This is a genomic window from bacterium (assembly GCA_018814885.1).
GTDB lineage: Bacteria > Krumholzibacteriota > Krumholzibacteriia > LZORAL124-64-63 > LZORAL124-64-63 > JAHIYU01.
In genome coordinates, this window is sequence record JAHIYU010000110.1 from 1 (window position 1) to 15,789 (window position 15,789).

The following is a 15,789-nucleotide window of genomic DNA, read 5'->3' on the forward strand; positions in this document are numbered from 1 at the left end:
ACGTAGTCGGCCAAACCCTTCTTGGCCTGCACTTCCGTTATCGCCGCCGTCAAGGTCGTCTTGCCGTGATCCACGTGGCCGATCGTGCCTACGTTGACGTGCTCCTTGGTCCTCTCAAACTTAGCGCGAGCCATGGCTGGCTACCTCCTTCTTGGGCGTCGTCAGGGACGATCCCATATGCCCATGTAACGCCGAGTGATCTCCGTCGCGATCTTCTCCGGCACCCGCTCGTAGCGGGAGAACTGCATCGTGTGCGTGGCCCGGCCCTGGGTCAGCGACCTCAGCTGGGTCGCGTAGCCGAACATCTCGCTCAAGGGCACCTCCGACTGCACGACCTGGACGTCGCCGCGGGATTCCATCTTGCTTATCCGGCCCCGCTTCGAGTTGAGGTGTCCGGTCACGTCGCCCAGATAGTCCGCCGGGACCACGACCTCCACCCTCATCACCGGCTCCTGCAGGACCGGACCGGCTTTCTGGACCGCCTTGCGCAGTGCCTCGGCGCCCGCAGCTCGAAAGGCGACCTCGCTGGACAATTCCTCGTCGAAAGAGCCGCCCTCGAGCCGGATCCGCAGATCGACCAGCGGATAACCGGCCAGGATGCCGCTACCGCAGGCCTGCAGGCTCGCCTGCTCCACGGCCGCGACGTACTCACGGGGCATCTGCCCCTCGCTCACCGTGCTGGCGAAGGTCTGTCCCTCGCCGTACTCCGCCGGCTCCACCGCCAGCTTTACGTGGGCGAACTGGGCCTTGCCGCCCCCCTGGCGCTCCAGGCGAAAGTCCTCGACCGCCGCCCGGCTGATCGTCTCGCGGTAGGCGACCTGGGGCTTGCCGACGTTGGCCCTGACCCCGAACTCCCGCTGCATCCGATCGGTTATGATCTCCAGGTGCAGCTCGCCCATCCCGCTGATGATCGTCTGGCCCGTCTCCGGATCCTCCTTCACCTGGAAGGTGGGATCCTCGTCGGTGAGGCCCGTGAGGACCTCGGCCATCTTCACCTGGTCAGCCTTCGTCTTGGGCTCGATGGCCACGAAGATGACCGGCTCGGGGAAGCGCATCTCCTCCAGGAGGATCGGCCTCTCCAGGGCGCACAGCGTGTCGCCCGTGCGGATCTGCTTGAAACCGACCACCGCGACGATCTCCCCGGTGGTGGCCTCCTCCACCTGCTCGCGCTTGTTGGCGTGCATCTGGAGGATCTTCTGGATCCGCTCCTTCTTGCCCGTATTGGCGTTCAGGACCACCCCGCCCGCCTTGAGCCCGCCGCTGTAGATCCTCAGGTAGGCCAGCCTACCCACGTAGGGATCCGTCACGATCTTGAAGGCGATGGCACTGAAGGGCTCGCCTGCGGCCACCGACCTCTGCTCCGGCGCCCGATCCTTGGGGCGCCACCCCTCGACCGGGGGCAAGTCCGGCGGAGAGGGCAGGAAATCCACTACGGCGTCGAGCAGTCTCTGCACGCCGTTGTTCTTGAAGGCCGCCCCGCAAAGCACAGGCACCAGCTGGGCACCGATGGTGGCGCGGCGCAGTCCCGCCAGGAGCTGGTCGAGGTCGGGCTCCCTCTCCTCGAGGTAGAGCTCCATGATCTCCTCGTCCAACTCGGCCAGCTTCTCCAGCAGGTAGGCGCGCGCCTGTGCCGCCCGTTCCCGCAGCTCCGCCGGTATGGCGACGTTGTCGAAGCTCGCACCGAGATCCTCGGCGTGCGGGAACCGGGCGGTCATGGTCAACAGGTCGACCACGCCCCGGAACTTGTCCCCGCTGCCCACCGGCAACTGGATCGGCACCGCATTGGAGCCGAGCCTGTCCCGTATCATCCCCACGGCCCGGTCGAAATCGGCCCCCGCGCGGTCCATCTTGTTGATGAACGCCAGACGCGGGACCCGGTACTTGTCGGCCTGCCGCCAGACGGTCTCCGACTGGGGCTCGACCCCACCCACCGCGCAGAACACCGCGATGGCACCGTCCAGTACCCTCAGGCTGCGCTCCACCTCCACGGTGAAGTCCACGTGGCCCGGGGTGTCGATGATGTTGACGCGGTGGTCGCGCCAGAAGCAGGTGGTCGCGGCGGCCGTGATGGTGATGCCGCGTTCTCGTTCCTGCTCCATGAAGTCCATCTGGGCCGAGCCCTCGTGGACCTCGCCGGGAATGTGCACCCGTCCCGTATAGTAGAGAATCCGCTCGGTCGTCGTCGTCTTACCGGCATCGATGTGGGCCATGATGCCGATGTTGCGGATCATCTCCAGTTCTACGCGGCGTGCCACTTTCACTCCGTCGTCGCCCGGATCACAGGCTCCCGACGCGCACAGTCGTCCCCTTCGGACCTGTCCGTCGCCTTTGCCACTGCCCCGCCGTCCGCGGGGCGCCACGGGCTATTCGAATGTTGCCATCATCCTTTTCGTCAGCGCTCTGCGTGCTCGAACGAGAGGGACCTTTACCAACGGCAGTGGGCGAACGCCTTGTTCGCATCAGCCATACGGTGTGTGTCTTCGCGCTTCTTGATAGACGGTCCATCGTTCTTGCTGGCCAGAACCAGTTCGGCAGCCAGCCTCTCGGCGAAAGTATGCTCCGGACGCTGCCGGGCGAATCCTATGACCCAATGCATGGCGAGCATCTGTCGACGCTCCGGACGCACCTCGACGGGCACCTGGTAGGTGGCGCCGCCGATGCGTCGGGACTTGACCTCGAGGCTGGGCTTGACGTTGTTCAGGGCGGTGCGGAAAACCTCGATGCCCTCCTGCCCCGTCTTCTCCTTGATGATATCGAAAGCGTCGTAGATCATCCGCTCCGACACGCTACGCTTGCCGTCGTGCATGACGTAGTTGATGAACTTCGTCACCACGTGATCGCCGAAGCGGTGGTCGGGGGTGATCGGTCGCCTTTCGGGTCGTCTCCGCCTGGCCATGCTCTATCTCTCCTTGCGGGGTGACATTCCCCCCGCTCCGTGAACCCTGATGAGACCTCTTACCTCGGACGCTTGGCTCCGTACTTGGAACGGGCCTGGCGACGGGCATCCACGCTCGAGGCGTCCTGCGTTCCGCGCACGATGTGATACCGCACGCCGGGGAGATCCTTCACGCGGCCTCCGCGCACCAGCACGATGCTGTGCTCCTGCAGGTTGTGCCCCTCGCCGCCGATGTAGGCCGTGACCTCTATCCCGTTGGTCAGCCGCACGCGGGCGATCTTGCGCAGCGCCGAGTTGGGCTTCTTGGGCGTCTGGGTGTAGACGCGCGTGCAAACTCCCTTGCGCTGCGGGCATCCCTGCAGGGCCGGGCTCTTGCTCTTGGGTTTGATCTCCTTGCGGCCCTTGCGCACAAGCTGATTCAGAGTCGGCAATTTCGTCTCTCCTGATCTGACCTGCCCGGCGAAAAACCGGGCAAAAACAGCGCCGGCGGGCACACCATGGCATCCGGCACAGAAGCGAAAGGGTATAACCCGGACAGGCAAATGTCAAGTCCCGGTAAGACTTTTTCCTGTCCGGTCCCGGTTCCGTCCGGCGTACCGATCCATCTCGCGGGGGAAGATCAGCCCGCCGCGATCTCGGAAGCCTCTCCGTCGGCTTCCTCGCCCGCCAATTCGGCCTGCTGCGCCGCCAGTTCCATGGCCGCATAGGCTTCCTGGATCCGGATATCCTCGCTGTCGAGGTCCGGGTCCTCCACGGCCAGGGACTTGTACTTGCTCAGTCCCGTGCCGGCGGAGATCAGGTGGCCCATGATGACGTTCTCCTTGAGACTGCGCAGCTCGTCGCGCTTGCTGCGCGTGGCGGCGTCGGTGAGCACCCGGGTGGTCTCCTGGAAGCTCGCGGCGCTGATGAAGCTGTCCGTGCTCAGGCTGGCCTTGGTGATGCCGAGCAGCAGCGGCTCGGAGGTGGCCGGTTCCAGCAGCGGCTCGCCCTTCTTGCGCAGTTCCTTGTTGCGGAGCACGATCTCCGCGTTGGCGTCCTCGATCTCCTGGCGCGGCACCTGCATGTCCTCGAGGTACTCCGTATCGCCGGAGGACTTGATCAACACCTTCTGCAACATGCGGGAGACCACGACCTCGATGTGCTTGTCGTTGATCTTCACGCCCTGCAGGCGGTAGACCTCCTGGATGGCGTTCACGAGGTACGACTGCACCTCCTTGACGCCCTTGACCGCCAGGATGTCCATGGGGTTGATGGGACCCTCGGTCAGACGGTCACCCGCGATCACGCGCTCACCCTCGTAGGTCCGGATGTGCTTGCCGTGCGGGATCAGGTACTCCTTCTCCTGGCCGCCGTCACCCTGGATCATGAGCCGCCGCAACCCGCGCGTGGTGCCCATGAACTGCACCACGCCGTCGATCTCCGTCACGACGGCGGCGTCGCGCGGCTTGCGGGCCTCGAAGAGTTCGGCCACGCGCGGCAGGCCGCCCGTGATGTCGCCGGTCTGCGAGACTTCGCGGGGAATCTTGACCAGCTTGTCGCCTACGCGCACCTCCTTGCCGTCGTCGGTGAGCAGGAAGGCGCCGGTGGGCAGGATGTACTCGGCCAGCTTCCGGCCGGTCTTGGCCGAGACGATGCGGATCGCCGGATGGAGGGATTTGTCCGCGGACTCCTTGATCACCGGCTGCTTCATCCGAGTCTTCTCGTCGAGCTCCACGGACAGCGAGACGCCGTCGATGATGTCCGCGTACTGCACCAGGCCGACCTTCTCCGACAGGATGAAATCGGAGTAGGGGTCCCACTCGAAGATGGGATCGCCCTGCTTGACCTTCTGGTTGTCCTTGACCAGCAGCCGGGCGCCGTAGGGCAGGTTCATGTGGCTGCGCGTGATGCCCGAATCGAGCACCAGGTTGATCTCGCCCTTGCGGCTGATCGCCACGCGGCCGCCATCGTTGTCGGTGACAAGTTCGCAGTTGTTGAAGACCACCTTGCCGTTGGCGGCCGCCGACTTGACGTTCTGTTCGGCGATGCGGCTCGCCGTGCCGCCGATATGGAACGTCCGCAGCGTCAGCTGTGTGCCGGGCTCGCCGATCGACTGGGCGGCCATCACGCCGACCGGTTCCCCGATATCCACCAGCTGATCCTCGGCCAGGTTGTAGCCGTAGCAGAGGGCGCAGACACCGCGCTTGGAGCGGCAGGTGAGGATCGAGCGGATCTTGAGGGTCTCGACGCCGGCCTCCTCGATGTTCTCGGCCAGATCGCCATCGATGATCTCACCCGCCTCGCAGATGAAATCCCCCTTCTCGTCTATGACGTCCTCCGCGGCCGTCCGGCCGATGATGCGGTCGCGCAGGGGCTCGATGGTCTTCTCGCCCTCCTTCAGGGCGGCGATCTCGAGACCCATCAGGGTGCCACAGTCGTGTTCCGTGATCACGATGTCCTGGGACACGTCGACCAGGCGGCGCGTCAGGTAACCGGCGTCCGCCGTCTTCAGCGCCGTATCAGCCAGACCCTTGCGCGCGCCGTGCGTCGAGATGAAGTACTCGAGCACGGACAGGCCCTCGCGGAAGTTGGAGAGGATCGGCTGCTCGATGATCTCGCCGAAACCGCCGGTGACCTTCTTCTGGGGCTTGGCCATCAGGCCACGCATGCCCGCCAGCTGCTTGATCTGGTCGGCGGAGCCCCGGGCGCCCGAGGCGTTCATCATGTACACGGGGTTGAAGCCCTGATCGTCGTGGGAGAGATTGTCGAACATGCGGTCGCGCACCTCGTCCGACACCTGGGTCCAGAGGTCGATCACCTTGTTGTAGCGCTCTCGGTTGGTGATGATGCCCTTGCGATGCTGGGTGACGATCTCATCGACCTTCTTCTGGGCCGCGGCGATGATCTTCTGCTTCTCCGCCGGTATCAGGATGTCGTCGATGCCGATGGTGATGCCGGCTTCGGTGGCGTGATGGAAGCCCAGCTCCTTGAGCCGGTCCAGGAACTGCATGCAGCCCGTGGTGCCGTGCTTGGTGTGCACCACTCCCACGAGCTTGGCCAGGGCCTTCTTGTTGTAGGGCTGGTTGGCGTAAGGCAGGCCCTCGGGCATGATCTGGTTGAAGAGCAGCCTCCCGACGGTGGTCTCGCGCAGTTCCCGCGCACCGCTATCCTGGTCCGTGAAGCGCACCTTGACCAGGGCGTGCTTGTCCACCAGGCCGGCGCGGAAGGCGGCCTCGGCATCGGCCGGATCGGCGAAGACCTTGCCCTCGCCCTTGGCGCCGGGGCGTTCGAGGGTGAGGTAGTAGCATCCCAGCACCATGTCCTGCGAGGGCGTGGCGATCGGCGAACCGCTGGCGGGCGACAGGATGTTGTTGGGCGAAAGCATGAGCAGGCGCGCCTCGAGCTGGGCCTCGTAGCCCAGAGGGACGTGCACGGCCATCTGGTCGCCGTCGAAGTCCGCGTTGAAGGCGGTGCAGACCAGCGGGTGGATGCGGATGGCCTTGCCTTCCACGAGCACCGGCTCGAAGGCCTGGATGCCCAGGCGGTGCAGGGTCGGCGCGCGGTTAAGCAGCACCGGGTGGTCCTTGATGATCTCCTCGAGGATGTCCCAGACTTCCGGGCGCTCCTGCTCCACGAGCTTCTTGGCGCTCTTGACGGTCTGGACGTACCCCTCCTCTTCCAGCTTGCGGATGATGAAGGGCTTGAACAACTCCAGCGCCATGGTCTTGGGCAGACCGCACTGGTAGAGCTTCAGCTCGGGACCGACCACGATGACCGATCGGCCGGAGTAGTCCACGCGCTTGCCCAGCAGGTTCTGGCGGAAGCGGCCCTTCTTGCCCTTGAGCATGTCGCTCAGGGATTTCAGGGGCCGGTTGCCCTGCCCCTTCACGGCGCGCGAGCGGCGGCCGTTGTCGAACAGGGCGTCCACGGCCTCCTGCAGCATCCGCTTCTCGTTGCGCAGGATGACGCCGGGGGCCTTGATCTCGATCAGCTTCTTGAGCCGGTTGTTGCGGTTGATGACGCGGCGGTAGAGGTCGTTCAGGTCGCTGGTGGCGAAGCGGCCGCCGTCCAGGGGGACCAGCGGGCGCAGGTCGGGAGGCAGCACCGGCAGGCAGTCGAGGATCATCCACTCGGGTCGGTTGTTCGACTGGCGGAAGGCCTCGACGATCTTCAGTCGCTTGAGCACGGCCTTCTTGCGCTGGACCGAGGTCTCGGTCTTGGCCTGGGTGCGCAGCTCCTGGCTGAGGTCGTTCAGGTGGAGGGCGCTCAGGAGCGTGCGGATCGCTTCGGCGCCCATCTCCAGCTCGGACTCCCAATCGGGGTGCTCCTCCTTGAGATCCCACCACTCCTCCTCGCTGACGATGTCGCCCTGCTGAAGGTCGGTGTTGCCCGGGTTCATGACCACGTAGGACTCGTAGTAGAGTACGCGCTCGAGATCCTTGAGCTTCATGTTGAGCATGTGCCCGATGCGGCTCGGCAGGCCCTTGAAGAACCAGATGTGCGCTATGGGCACGGCCAGCTCGATGTGGCCGAGCCGCTCGCGTCGTACCTTGCTCTGGGTCACCTCGACGCCGCACTTGTCGCAGACGATGCCGCGGAATCGTATGCGTTTGTACTTGCCGCAGTTGCACTCCCAGTCCTTCACGGGCCCGAAGATGCGCTCGCAGAAGAGTCCGTCCTTTTCGGGCTTGAAGGTCCGGTAGTTGATCGTCTCCGGCTTGGTGACCTCGCCGTAGCTCCAGTCGCGGATGGTATCGGGAGACGCCAGCTGGATGACGATCGAGTTGTGTTCGATAGTCCGCTTGGGGTCGTCGCTTGTCTTCAATCCCAGCATCGGTATCCTCCTCGCCGCCCCCGTGGGGGTCAGCGGCTTTGGCTCAACTGGGGAGCTTCCTCGAGATCCACGTCCAGGCACAGGCTCTTGAGCTCCATCATCAACACGTTGAAGGACTCGGGGATGCCCGGCTCGGGGGGGTTCTCGCCCTTGACGATCGCCTCGTACACCTTGGAGCGTCCAGTGACGTCGTCCGACTTGACCGTCAGCATCTCCTGCAGGCAATTGGCCGCACCGTAGGCCTCCAGGGCCCACACCTCCATCTCGCCGAAGCGCTGGCCGCCGAACTGGGCCTTGCCGCCCAGGGGCTGCTGCGTCACAAGCGAGTAGGGACCGATCGACCTGGCGTGGATCTTCTCCTCCACGAGGTGATGCAGCTTGAGTATGTAGATGGTGCCGACGGTGACTTCCTTGTCGAAGGGCTCGCCGGTGCGGCCGTCGTAGAGGGTCGCCTTGCCGCTGATGGGCAGCGACTGTTCGCTCAGGGCCGCCTTGATCTCTTCGATGGTCGCGCCGTCGAAGACGGGGGTCTGCACCTTGTAGCCCCCGGTGGAGGCGGCCCAGCCGAGGTGGGTCTCCAGGATCTGCCCGAGGTTCATGCGGCTCGGCACGCCGAGCGGGTTGAGCACGATGTCCACGGGGGTGCCGTCGGCCAGATGAGGCATGTCCTCGTCCGCCATGATCTTCGAGACCACGCCCTTGTTGCCGTGGCGGCCGGCCATCTTGTCGCCGACCGAGAGCTTGCGGCGCCGCGCCACGTAGACCTTGACCAGCTTCACGACCCCGGGGGGCAGCTCGTCGCCGCGCTGCACGCGCTCGCTCTGCTTCTCGTAGTCGACATCGATGCGGTCCAGCTCGCGGTAGGCGGAATCGAAGACTTCGCGGATGCGGGCGTCCTGCTTGGTGTCCTTGACCAGGGGCAGTCCCCAGTGGACGCAGGAGAAGTCGAGATCCTCGACGATCTTCTTGGTGAACTTGCGGCCCGCCTTGAGCAGCACCTCGCCGGTGTTGGCGTCGATCACGTGATGGGCCTGCTGGCCCAGGAACAGCTCGCCCAGACGCTCGGCGCGCAGGTACTCGACCAGCTCGCGCTTGCGGTCGCGGTCGCGCAGCAGGCCCTCCAGCTTGCGCTTCTCGGCCTTCTTGGAGCGCTCGGCGCGGTCCTGGCGCGAGAAGACCTTGATGTCGACGACCACGCCGTCCATGCCGGGAGACGCCTTCAGCGATGCGTCCTTCACGTCGCCGGCCTTCTCGCCGAAGATCGCGCGCAGGAGCTTCTCCTCGGGCGACAGCTCGGTCTCGCCCTTGGGCGTCACCTTGCCGACGAGGATGTCCCCGGCCTTGACCTGGGCGCCGATGTAGATGATGCCGCTCTCGTCCAGGTTCTTCAGCGCCTCGTCGCCGACGTTGGGGATCTCGCGGGTGACCTCCTCGACGCCGCGCTTGGTGTCGCGGACCTGCAGCTCGAACTCCTCGATGTGCAGCGAGGTGAAGACGTCTTCGCGCACCAGCCTCTGCGAGACCAGGATCGCGTCCTCGAAGTTGTAGCCGCCCCAGGGCATGAAGGCCACCAGCAGGTTGCGGCCCAGGGCCAACTCGCCGTTCTCGGTGCTCGGCCCGTCGGCCAGGACATCTCCCCGCTTGACCTTCTGTCCCGGCACGACCAGGGGCTTCTGGTTGTAGCAGGTGTCCTGGTTGCTGCGGCGGAACTTCTTGAGCTTGTACTCCACGATCCCGCTGGCGTCGAAGAAGCTCTTGGCCTTGATGCGGTCTGGATTGCTGTACATGACGGTGATCGTGTCGGCCGTCACGCGCTCGATGACGCCGGCGTCCTCGGCGACGACCACGGCGCCGGTGTCGATGGCGATCTTCTTCTCCATGCCGGTGCCGACCACGGGCGACTCGGCCCGCAGCAGGGGCACGGCCTGGCGCTGCATGTTGCAGCCCATCAGGGCGCGGTTGGCGTCGTCGTGCTCCAGGAAGGGGATCAGCGACGCGGCGGCCGAGACGATCTGCTTGGGAGAGACGTCCATGTAGTCGACCTCGGTCGGGACCACCACCGGGTACTCGCCCCGGCGACGCGAGAGTACGCCCTTGTTGACGAACTTGCCCTTCACGGTCAACGCGGAGTTGGCCTGGGCGATGGTGTGATGATCCTCGGCGTCGGCGGTCAGGTACTCGATCTTGTCGGACACCGTCCCCTTCTCCACCACGCGATAGGGGGTCTCGATGAAGCCGAAACTGTTGATGCGGGCGTGCGTGGCCAGGCTCGAGATCAGGCCGATGTTGGGACCCTCGGGCGTCTCGATGGGGCACATGCGCCCGTAGTGGGTGTAGTGGACGTCGCGCACCTCGAAGCCGGCGCGGTCGCGATGCAGGCCGCCGGGACCGAGGGCCGAGAGGCGCCGCTTGTGCGTCAGCTCGCTGAGCGGGTTGGTCTGATCCATGAACTGGCTGAGCTGGCTGCTGCCGAAGAAGGACTGGATCACGGCCGACACGGTGCGGGCGTTGACCAGATCCACCGGCGTGATGGTCTTCTCCTTGTCGGAGAGGTTCATCCGCTCCTTGATGATCCGGGCCATGCGCGAGAGGCCGACCGAGAACTGGTTGGTCAGCAGCTCGCCCACCGAACGCACGCGTCGGTTGCCGAAGTGGTCGATGTCGTCCACGAGGCCCTTGCCCAGGAACAGGCGCACCATCTCGTGGATGATGGCCAGGAAATCGGCCGGCACCAGCGTGGTCACGGACGGTTTCGGGGGGTCGACGTTCACCGCCTCGTACATCTCCTTGAGCCGGTGATTCACCTTGTAGCGACCCACCTCGGCCAGATCGTAGCGCTTCTCGTGGAAGAAGAGGCGCTCGAAGAGGGCCTTCGCCACGTCCTCGTTGGGCGGATCGCCCGGACGCAGCAGCTGGTAGAGACGCCGCAGGGCTTCGTCCTGGTTGGTGGTCGGGTCCTTGCGCAGCGTGTTCAGGATGAGGCTGGGCTCGTTGAGGGTCACCTCGCCCGGCGCGACGAGGCTCATCTCGCCCTTGGCCTGGCTGAGGATCGTCTCCACCAGCAGCGGATCGATGACCTGGCCGGCGGTGGCGATGCGCTCGCCGGACTCGGCGCTGTAGACGTCGCCGGCGAGGATGCTGCCCTCGAGGGAATCGGCCCGCTTGGTGCCCTTGCGAGGCACGTTGAAGGTCACGATCTCGTGGAACAGCGGGATGATGTCCTCGTTGGAGCTGAAACCCAGCGCCCGCAGCAGGATCGTCACGGGCTGCTTGCGCTTGCGGTCGATGTGCACGAACAGCATGTCGTTGATATCCGTGCTGAACTCGACCCAGGAGCCGCGGTAGGGGATGATCCGCGACTTGAAGAGCTTGCGTCCGTTGGGATGGAACTCGTCGCTGAAGAACACGCCCGGCGAACGGTGGAGCTGGCTGACGATCACACGCTCGGCGCCGTTGATGACAAAGGTGCCCTTGTCGGTGATCAGGGGGAGTTCGCCCAGGTAGACCTCGCTCTCCTGGATGTCGCGTATCTGCAGTTCCTCCGTGGAACCGGCATCGTCCTCGTCCTTGACCACGAGCTGCATCTTCACCTTCAGGGGCGCCGCGAAGGTGAGCCCGCGTTCCTGGCATTCCTCGATGCCGTACTTGGGCTCGCCCAGGGCATAGCTCTGGTACTCGACGACCAGGTGCCCGCGCGTGGACTCGATGGGGAAGATGGACCGGAATACCGACTCCAGACCGACGTTCTTGCGCTTGTCGAGGGACACATCGGTCTGCAGGAAGTCGTTGTACGATTCGAGCTGGACGGCCAGCAGGTTCGGCATCTGGTCGTCGCGGTGGATCTTGGAGTAATTGATGCGTCCGGTGAACTTGTCGACGGGGATATTCATAGCCACGGCCTAGTACCTCACCAGAGGAGGGATAGTCGACATCCGGTAACGCCCTGGAATGCGGCGCACCACGAGCGCCCCCGTCCGGCCCCACGGCCGGACGGGGCAAATACAGGCTCGCGTACTACTTGAGATCGATGATGGCGCCGACCTCTTCGAGCTTGGCCTTGATCTGCTCGGCCTCGTCCTTGGAGAGCCCTTCCTTCACGTTGGTGGGCGCGCTCTCGACGAGCTCCTTCGCTTCCTTCAGGCCCAGCCCGGTGATGGCGCGCACGACCTTGATGACCTGGATCTTCTTGTCTCCGACGCCGGTCAGCCTGACGTCGAACTCGTCCTTGGCCTCCTCGGCCTCGGCGGTGGCGGCCACGGCCGCGACGGCCACGGGAGCGGCGGCGCTCACGCCGAACTTCTCCTCCATGGCCTTGACCAGATCGGCAGCCTCGAGGACCGTCATGGACTCGATCATCTCCAGCACCTTCTGACCGTTCTCGCTCAGCTTGATTTCTTCGGACATTTCCGTCTCTCCTTGTATGTCGACGCCGCCACGGGCGTCTCAGTGTTCGTGATCAACGAGTGAGTCGTTCTCGAGCTCCTCAGGACGCCTTCTGCTTCGCGACCGCGTCTGTGGCGCGCGCCAAGGCGCTTAGCACACCGCTGGTCACGCAGGCGATGCCGCTGAGCGGCGAGTTGATGCTGCCCATCATCTTCGCGTAGAGTACGTCGCGACTCGGAATCAAGGACAAGGCGACGACCTGGGCCGGGGACAGGAAACCCCCGTCCATGAAGCCACCCCTCACTTCGAGGGTCGCGACATCCTTGGCGAAGTCGACTACCAGCCTGGCCGGGTCGACCTGGCTCTCGGGTCCCATGATCAGCGCGATCGGGCCCGAGAGATGCTCCTTGAGTTGAGGCAAATCCGCCTTGTCGGCGGCGATCTTCGCGAGGCGGTTCTTCACCACCCGGCAGACGACGTGTTTTTCCCTGCACTTGGCTCGGAATTCGGTCATCTGCGCCACCGTGGTCCCCGAGTAGTCGGCCAGAACTGTGCTCTGGGCGGACTGGAGATGGGCGGCGATCGCCTCGACCTGGGCGATTTTTTCCGGACGTGCCATGCGGCACCCTCCTTATCTATCCGCGCGGCCGCGGGGCCGCGCCAGCATGCCTACTAGCGGTTCATGGCGACGTGGTCGACGCGTATGCCCGGCGTCATGGTCCCCGAGATGAAGACCGAGCCGACGTACGGGCCCTTTACCGAAGCCGGTTTCACGCGAATCAGCTCCTTGTACAGCGTCCGGACGTTCTCCAGGAGATCGTCCGTGCTGAAGGATCGTTTGCCGACCGCCACGTGAATGATGCCCGCCTTGTCGACGCGGTACTCCACGCGACCGGCCTTGGCCTCTCGGACCGCCTTGTCCACATCCATCGTCACCGTGCCGACCTTGGGATTGGGCATCAGCCCGCGCGGACCGAGGATACGGCCCCGCTTGCCGAGCTCGCCCATCATGTCGGGCGTGGCGATGATGACGTCCACGTCTGTCCAGCCGTTGTCGATCTTGGCGAGGAACTCGTCGGCTCCCACCATGTCGGCTCCGGCTTCCTGCGCCTCCTGTTCCTTGGGGCCGCGGGTGATTACGAGCACCCGCACGTCCTTGCCCGTTCCCTTGGGCAGTACGACGGTCCCGCGCACGTTCTGATCCGCGTGCCGGGGGTTGACGTTGAGCCTGACGGCCATGTCAACGGATTCGTCGAACTTCACCCTGGGCAGGGATTCCAGGAGTGACAGGGCCTCCTCGAGGGCGTAGGTCCTGGTTCTGTCGACCAGCTCCCTGCCCTGCCGCCATGTCTTGCCGTGCTTCATTTCTACTCCCTGTGACTGTGATGGGTCGAAGGGGCTTTCGCCTCCCGCTTCTCCGGTGCCGATGGCCGCGCGGGCCCCGACGCCGTGTCTTCCCAGTCTGGAACCGGATTCCCTAACGGACCTCCAGTCCCATGCTGCGAGCTGTGCCGGCGATGATCTTCATCGCCGCCTCGATGGTCCCGGCGTTGAGGTCCACCATCTTCATCTCCGCGATCTCGCGGATCTGCTGTGGCGTCACCCTGCCGCAGACCGTCTTGCTCGGCTCACTGCTGCCGGATTCGAGACCGGCCGCCTTCTTGAGCAGGATAGAGGCAGGAGGAGTCTTGGTAATGAACGAGAAACTCCGGTCCTGATAGATCGTGATGACCGCTGGGATCACCAGGCCCATCTGTTCCTTCGTGCGCTCGTTGAACGCGTTGCAGAATTCCATGATGCTCACGCCATGCTGGCCGAGCGCCGGTCCCACCGGAGGGGCGGGATTGGCCTTGCCGGCCTGGATCTGCAACTTGATCTGAGCGAGGACTTTCTTGGCCATTCGTTTGCTCCTGCTGCTTTCCCGGAAGCCCTTCCGTGACCGCGGGATTGGTATCGCGCAGTCCACATGCGCACCAGTGCGGCCCGGAGGCTTCCCACTCTATGATCACATCCGCGCGGGCGAGAGATACCCTGCGGATCCGCGACGGCGAAACCAGACATTCCGCGCGCCGCAGGAGAAACGGCCGTCAGATTTCCTTCACTTGCAAGAAATCCAGTTCGACCGGCGTCTCCGAACCGAAGATCGAGATCATCACCTTCAGCTTGCCCTTGTCCTGATTGATCTCGTTGATGACCCCCACCCAGTCGGAGAAGGGGCCGTCGATCACCTGCACGCTGTCGCCCACCTGGTAGGGGATCTCCAGCACGCTGCCGCCCTCCTCGGCCTTGTTCGTGCGGTCCAGGATGCGGTCGACCTCCACGGAGGAGATCGGCTGCGGCCTCAGCTGGGTGCCACCGATGAAACGCGTGACGCCGGGGATCGAGTTGATGAAGTGCTGCGTTTCCTTTGTCATGACCATCTCGACGAGCACGTAGCTCGGGAAGAACTTCCGCTTCGACGTGGTGCGCTTCCCGTTGCGCATCTCGGTGACGTCCTGGGTCGCGACCAGGATGTCGCCGAACAGCTCTTCCAGGTCGTTGGCCTTGATGGCCATCTCGATGTTGCGCCGGACCTTGTCCTCGTGGCCCGTGTTGGCATGGATCACGTACCAGCGCATGCCCTTGGCGCGCTTCTCCGCCTCGAGGGCCTCCGCGGGCGAGGACGGGGCGGCGGCCGCTGCCACCTTCTCGTCGGCGGCATCGGCCTCCGGGATTACCGGTGCAGCGGCCTCTTCGTCGGCCTCGTCGTCGTCGTCGAAGGCGAAGAGATCCTCGCCGCCGAGGGGCGCGGCCTCGGTGACGTCCTCCTCGCGCGGCCGGTCCTCGTCCTCGGGCGCCTCCGCGCCATCCGGGGCTTCGACTTCGGACGCCGCGATCCTCGTGTCCTCGCGCATCTCCTCTTTTTCGTCGGCCACGGCTTCCTCCCCGCGGATGCGGACCGGCGGCGCGGGCGCCACCGGATCAAGACAAAGAAACACCCATGCCGGTGCCATTCACCGGAGGGCTGTATCGTCGTAGCATCATGCACGCAGCCGATGACCCGGGCGGAAAACCGCCAGCAGCCGCCTGCTATGTCATCAGAATGAGTTTCTTCTGTACGAAGCTCAAAATCTGATCGACAATGAAGATGAAGAAGGTGACCAGCGCAACCGTGACGATCACGACGGTGGTCGATTCCTTCAGCTCCGCCCAGGTGGGCCAGGAAACGCGCTGCATCTCCTGTCCCGTTTCCTTCAGGTACTGCGTGAGCCTGGCGAACATGCTGTCGCTTCCCCTCGTCGATCCGGCTGGCAGGGGTGGCAGGATTTGAACCCGCGACCCTCGGTTTTGGAGACCGATGCTCTAGCCAACTGAGCTACACCCCTACCGGATCGATCTCAACGCTTAACGCGTTTCCTTATGCTTCGTGTGCGTATTGCACCTGGGGCAGAATTTCTTGTGTTCCACCCTGTCGGGATGCAGACGCTTGTTCTTCTTGGTCGTGTAGTTCCTCATCTTGCACTCGTTGCAAGCGAGGATCACCAGATCCCTGGGCATGACCCCACCTCTCGGCTATTCGATGATCTTGGCGACGACGCCCGCGCCGACGGTGCGGCCGCCCTCGCGGATCGCGAAGCGCAGGCCCTCCTCCATCGCGATCGGCGTGATCAGCTCGATCGACATCTTGATGTTGTCGCCCGGCATCACCATCTCAACC

At 64.6% G+C, this 15,789-nt stretch carries 14 protein-coding genes and 1 tRNA gene; all 15 read right to left on the reverse strand.

Annotation, left to right across the window (positions count from 1 at the left end):
- Positions 1-134 (reverse strand): elongation factor Tu (gene tuf / locus KJ554_07195; GenBank protein ID MBU0742113.1); only part of this gene is annotated, 134 nt, incomplete at its 3' end.
- A 27-nt stretch (positions 135-161) separates the two neighbouring features.
- Complete coding sequence (gene fusA, locus KJ554_07200) at positions 162-2,255, reverse strand: elongation factor G (protein MBU0742114.1); 2,094 nt, start codon at positions 2,253-2,255, stop codon at positions 162-164.
- A 170-nt stretch (positions 2,256-2,425) separates the two neighbouring features.
- Complete coding sequence (rpsG, locus tag KJ554_07205; GenBank protein MBU0742115.1) at positions 2,426-2,896, reverse strand: 30S ribosomal protein S7; 471 nt, start codon at positions 2,894-2,896, stop codon at positions 2,426-2,428.
- A gap of 59 nt (positions 2,897-2,955) precedes the next feature.
- The gene (gene rpsL / locus KJ554_07210; protein MBU0742116.1) at positions 2,956-3,327 is read right to left on the reverse strand and encodes a 30S ribosomal protein S12; all 372 of its coding nucleotides are present in this window, start codon (positions 3,325-3,327) and stop codon (positions 2,956-2,958) included.
- A gap of 188 nt (positions 3,328-3,515) precedes the next feature.
- Entirely contained in the window at positions 3,516-7,709 is a 4,194-nt protein-coding gene (gene rpoC / locus KJ554_07215; protein MBU0742117.1) for a DNA-directed RNA polymerase subunit beta', read from the reverse strand.
- Positions 7,710-7,738: 29 nt separating this feature from the next.
- Positions 7,739-11,599, reverse strand: a complete 3,861-nt coding sequence (gene rpoB, locus KJ554_07220) for a DNA-directed RNA polymerase subunit beta (GenBank protein MBU0742118.1) — start codon at positions 11,597-11,599, stop codon at positions 7,739-7,741.
- Positions 11,600-11,723: 124 nt separating this feature from the next.
- Positions 11,724-12,113 (reverse strand): 50S ribosomal protein L7/L12, encoded by a 390-nt coding sequence (gene rplL / locus KJ554_07225; protein ID MBU0742119.1) that lies wholly within the window; start codon positions 12,111-12,113, stop codon positions 11,724-11,726.
- A 79-nt stretch (positions 12,114-12,192) separates the two neighbouring features.
- Entirely contained in the window at positions 12,193-12,711 is a 519-nt protein-coding gene (gene rplJ / locus KJ554_07230) for a 50S ribosomal protein L10 (GenBank protein MBU0742120.1), read from the reverse strand.
- Between the two features lie 53 nt (positions 12,712-12,764).
- On the reverse strand, positions 12,765-13,457 hold the full coding sequence (gene rplA / locus KJ554_07235) for a 50S ribosomal protein L1 (GenBank protein ID MBU0742121.1): 693 nt from the start codon (positions 13,455-13,457) through the stop codon (positions 12,765-12,767).
- Positions 13,458-13,569: 112 nt separating this feature from the next.
- Positions 13,570-13,992, reverse strand: coding sequence for a 50S ribosomal protein L11 (gene rplK, locus KJ554_07240; protein MBU0742122.1), 423 nt, complete (start codon positions 13,990-13,992; stop codon positions 13,570-13,572).
- Positions 13,993-14,179: 187 nt separating this feature from the next.
- Entirely contained in the window at positions 14,180-14,710 is a 531-nt protein-coding gene (nusG, locus tag KJ554_07245; GenBank protein MBU0742123.1) for a transcription termination/antitermination protein NusG, read from the reverse strand.
- Between the two features lie 451 nt (positions 14,711-15,161).
- Positions 15,162-15,353, reverse strand: coding sequence for a preprotein translocase subunit SecE (secE, locus tag KJ554_07250; protein ID MBU0742124.1), 192 nt, complete (start codon positions 15,351-15,353; stop codon positions 15,162-15,164).
- Between the two features lie 27 nt (positions 15,354-15,380).
- A tRNA-Trp gene (locus tag KJ554_07255) sits at positions 15,381-15,457 on the reverse strand.
- 19 nt (positions 15,458-15,476) lie between these two features.
- Positions 15,477-15,629, reverse strand: coding sequence for a 50S ribosomal protein L33 (gene rpmG / locus KJ554_07260; protein MBU0742125.1), 153 nt, complete (start codon positions 15,627-15,629; stop codon positions 15,477-15,479).
- 15 nt (positions 15,630-15,644) lie between these two features.
- Positions 15,645-15,789: elongation factor Tu (tuf, locus tag KJ554_07265; GenBank protein ID MBU0742126.1), on the reverse strand; the 145-nt coding region annotated here is incomplete at its 5' end.

Excerpts from the sequence above, each read along its gene's own strand:
- rpsG (MBU0742115.1), bottom strand. The coding sequence starts at position 2,896 with ATGGCCAGGCGGAGACGACCCGAAAGGCGACCGATCACCCCCGACCAC.
- rpoC (MBU0742117.1), bottom strand. The coding sequence starts at position 7,709 with ATGCTGGGATTGAAGACAAGCGACGACCCCAAGCGGACTATCGAACAC.
- rpoB (MBU0742118.1), bottom strand. The coding sequence starts at position 11,599 with ATGAATATCCCCGTCGACAAGTTCACCGGACGCATCAATTACTCCAAG.
- rplL (MBU0742119.1), bottom strand. The coding sequence starts at position 12,113 with ATGTCCGAAGAAATCAAGCTGAGCGAGAACGGTCAGAAGGTGCTGGAG.
- rplJ (MBU0742120.1), bottom strand. The coding sequence starts at position 12,711 with ATGGCACGTCCGGAAAAAATCGCCCAGGTCGAGGCGATCGCCGCCCAT.
- rplA (MBU0742121.1), bottom strand. The coding sequence starts at position 13,457 with ATGAAGCACGGCAAGACATGGCGGCAGGGCAGGGAGCTGGTCGACAGA.
- rplK (MBU0742122.1), bottom strand. The coding sequence starts at position 13,992 with ATGGCCAAGAAAGTCCTCGCTCAGATCAAGTTGCAGATCCAGGCCGGC.
- nusG (MBU0742123.1), bottom strand. The coding sequence starts at position 14,710 with ATGCGCTGGTACGTGATCCATGCCAACACGGGCCACGAGGACAAGGTC.
- secE (MBU0742124.1), bottom strand. The coding sequence starts at position 15,353 with ATGTTCGCCAGGCTCACGCAGTACCTGAAGGAAACGGGACAGGAGATG.
- rpmG (MBU0742125.1), bottom strand. The coding sequence starts at position 15,629 with ATGCCCAGGGATCTGGTGATCCTCGCTTGCAACGAGTGCAAGATGAGG.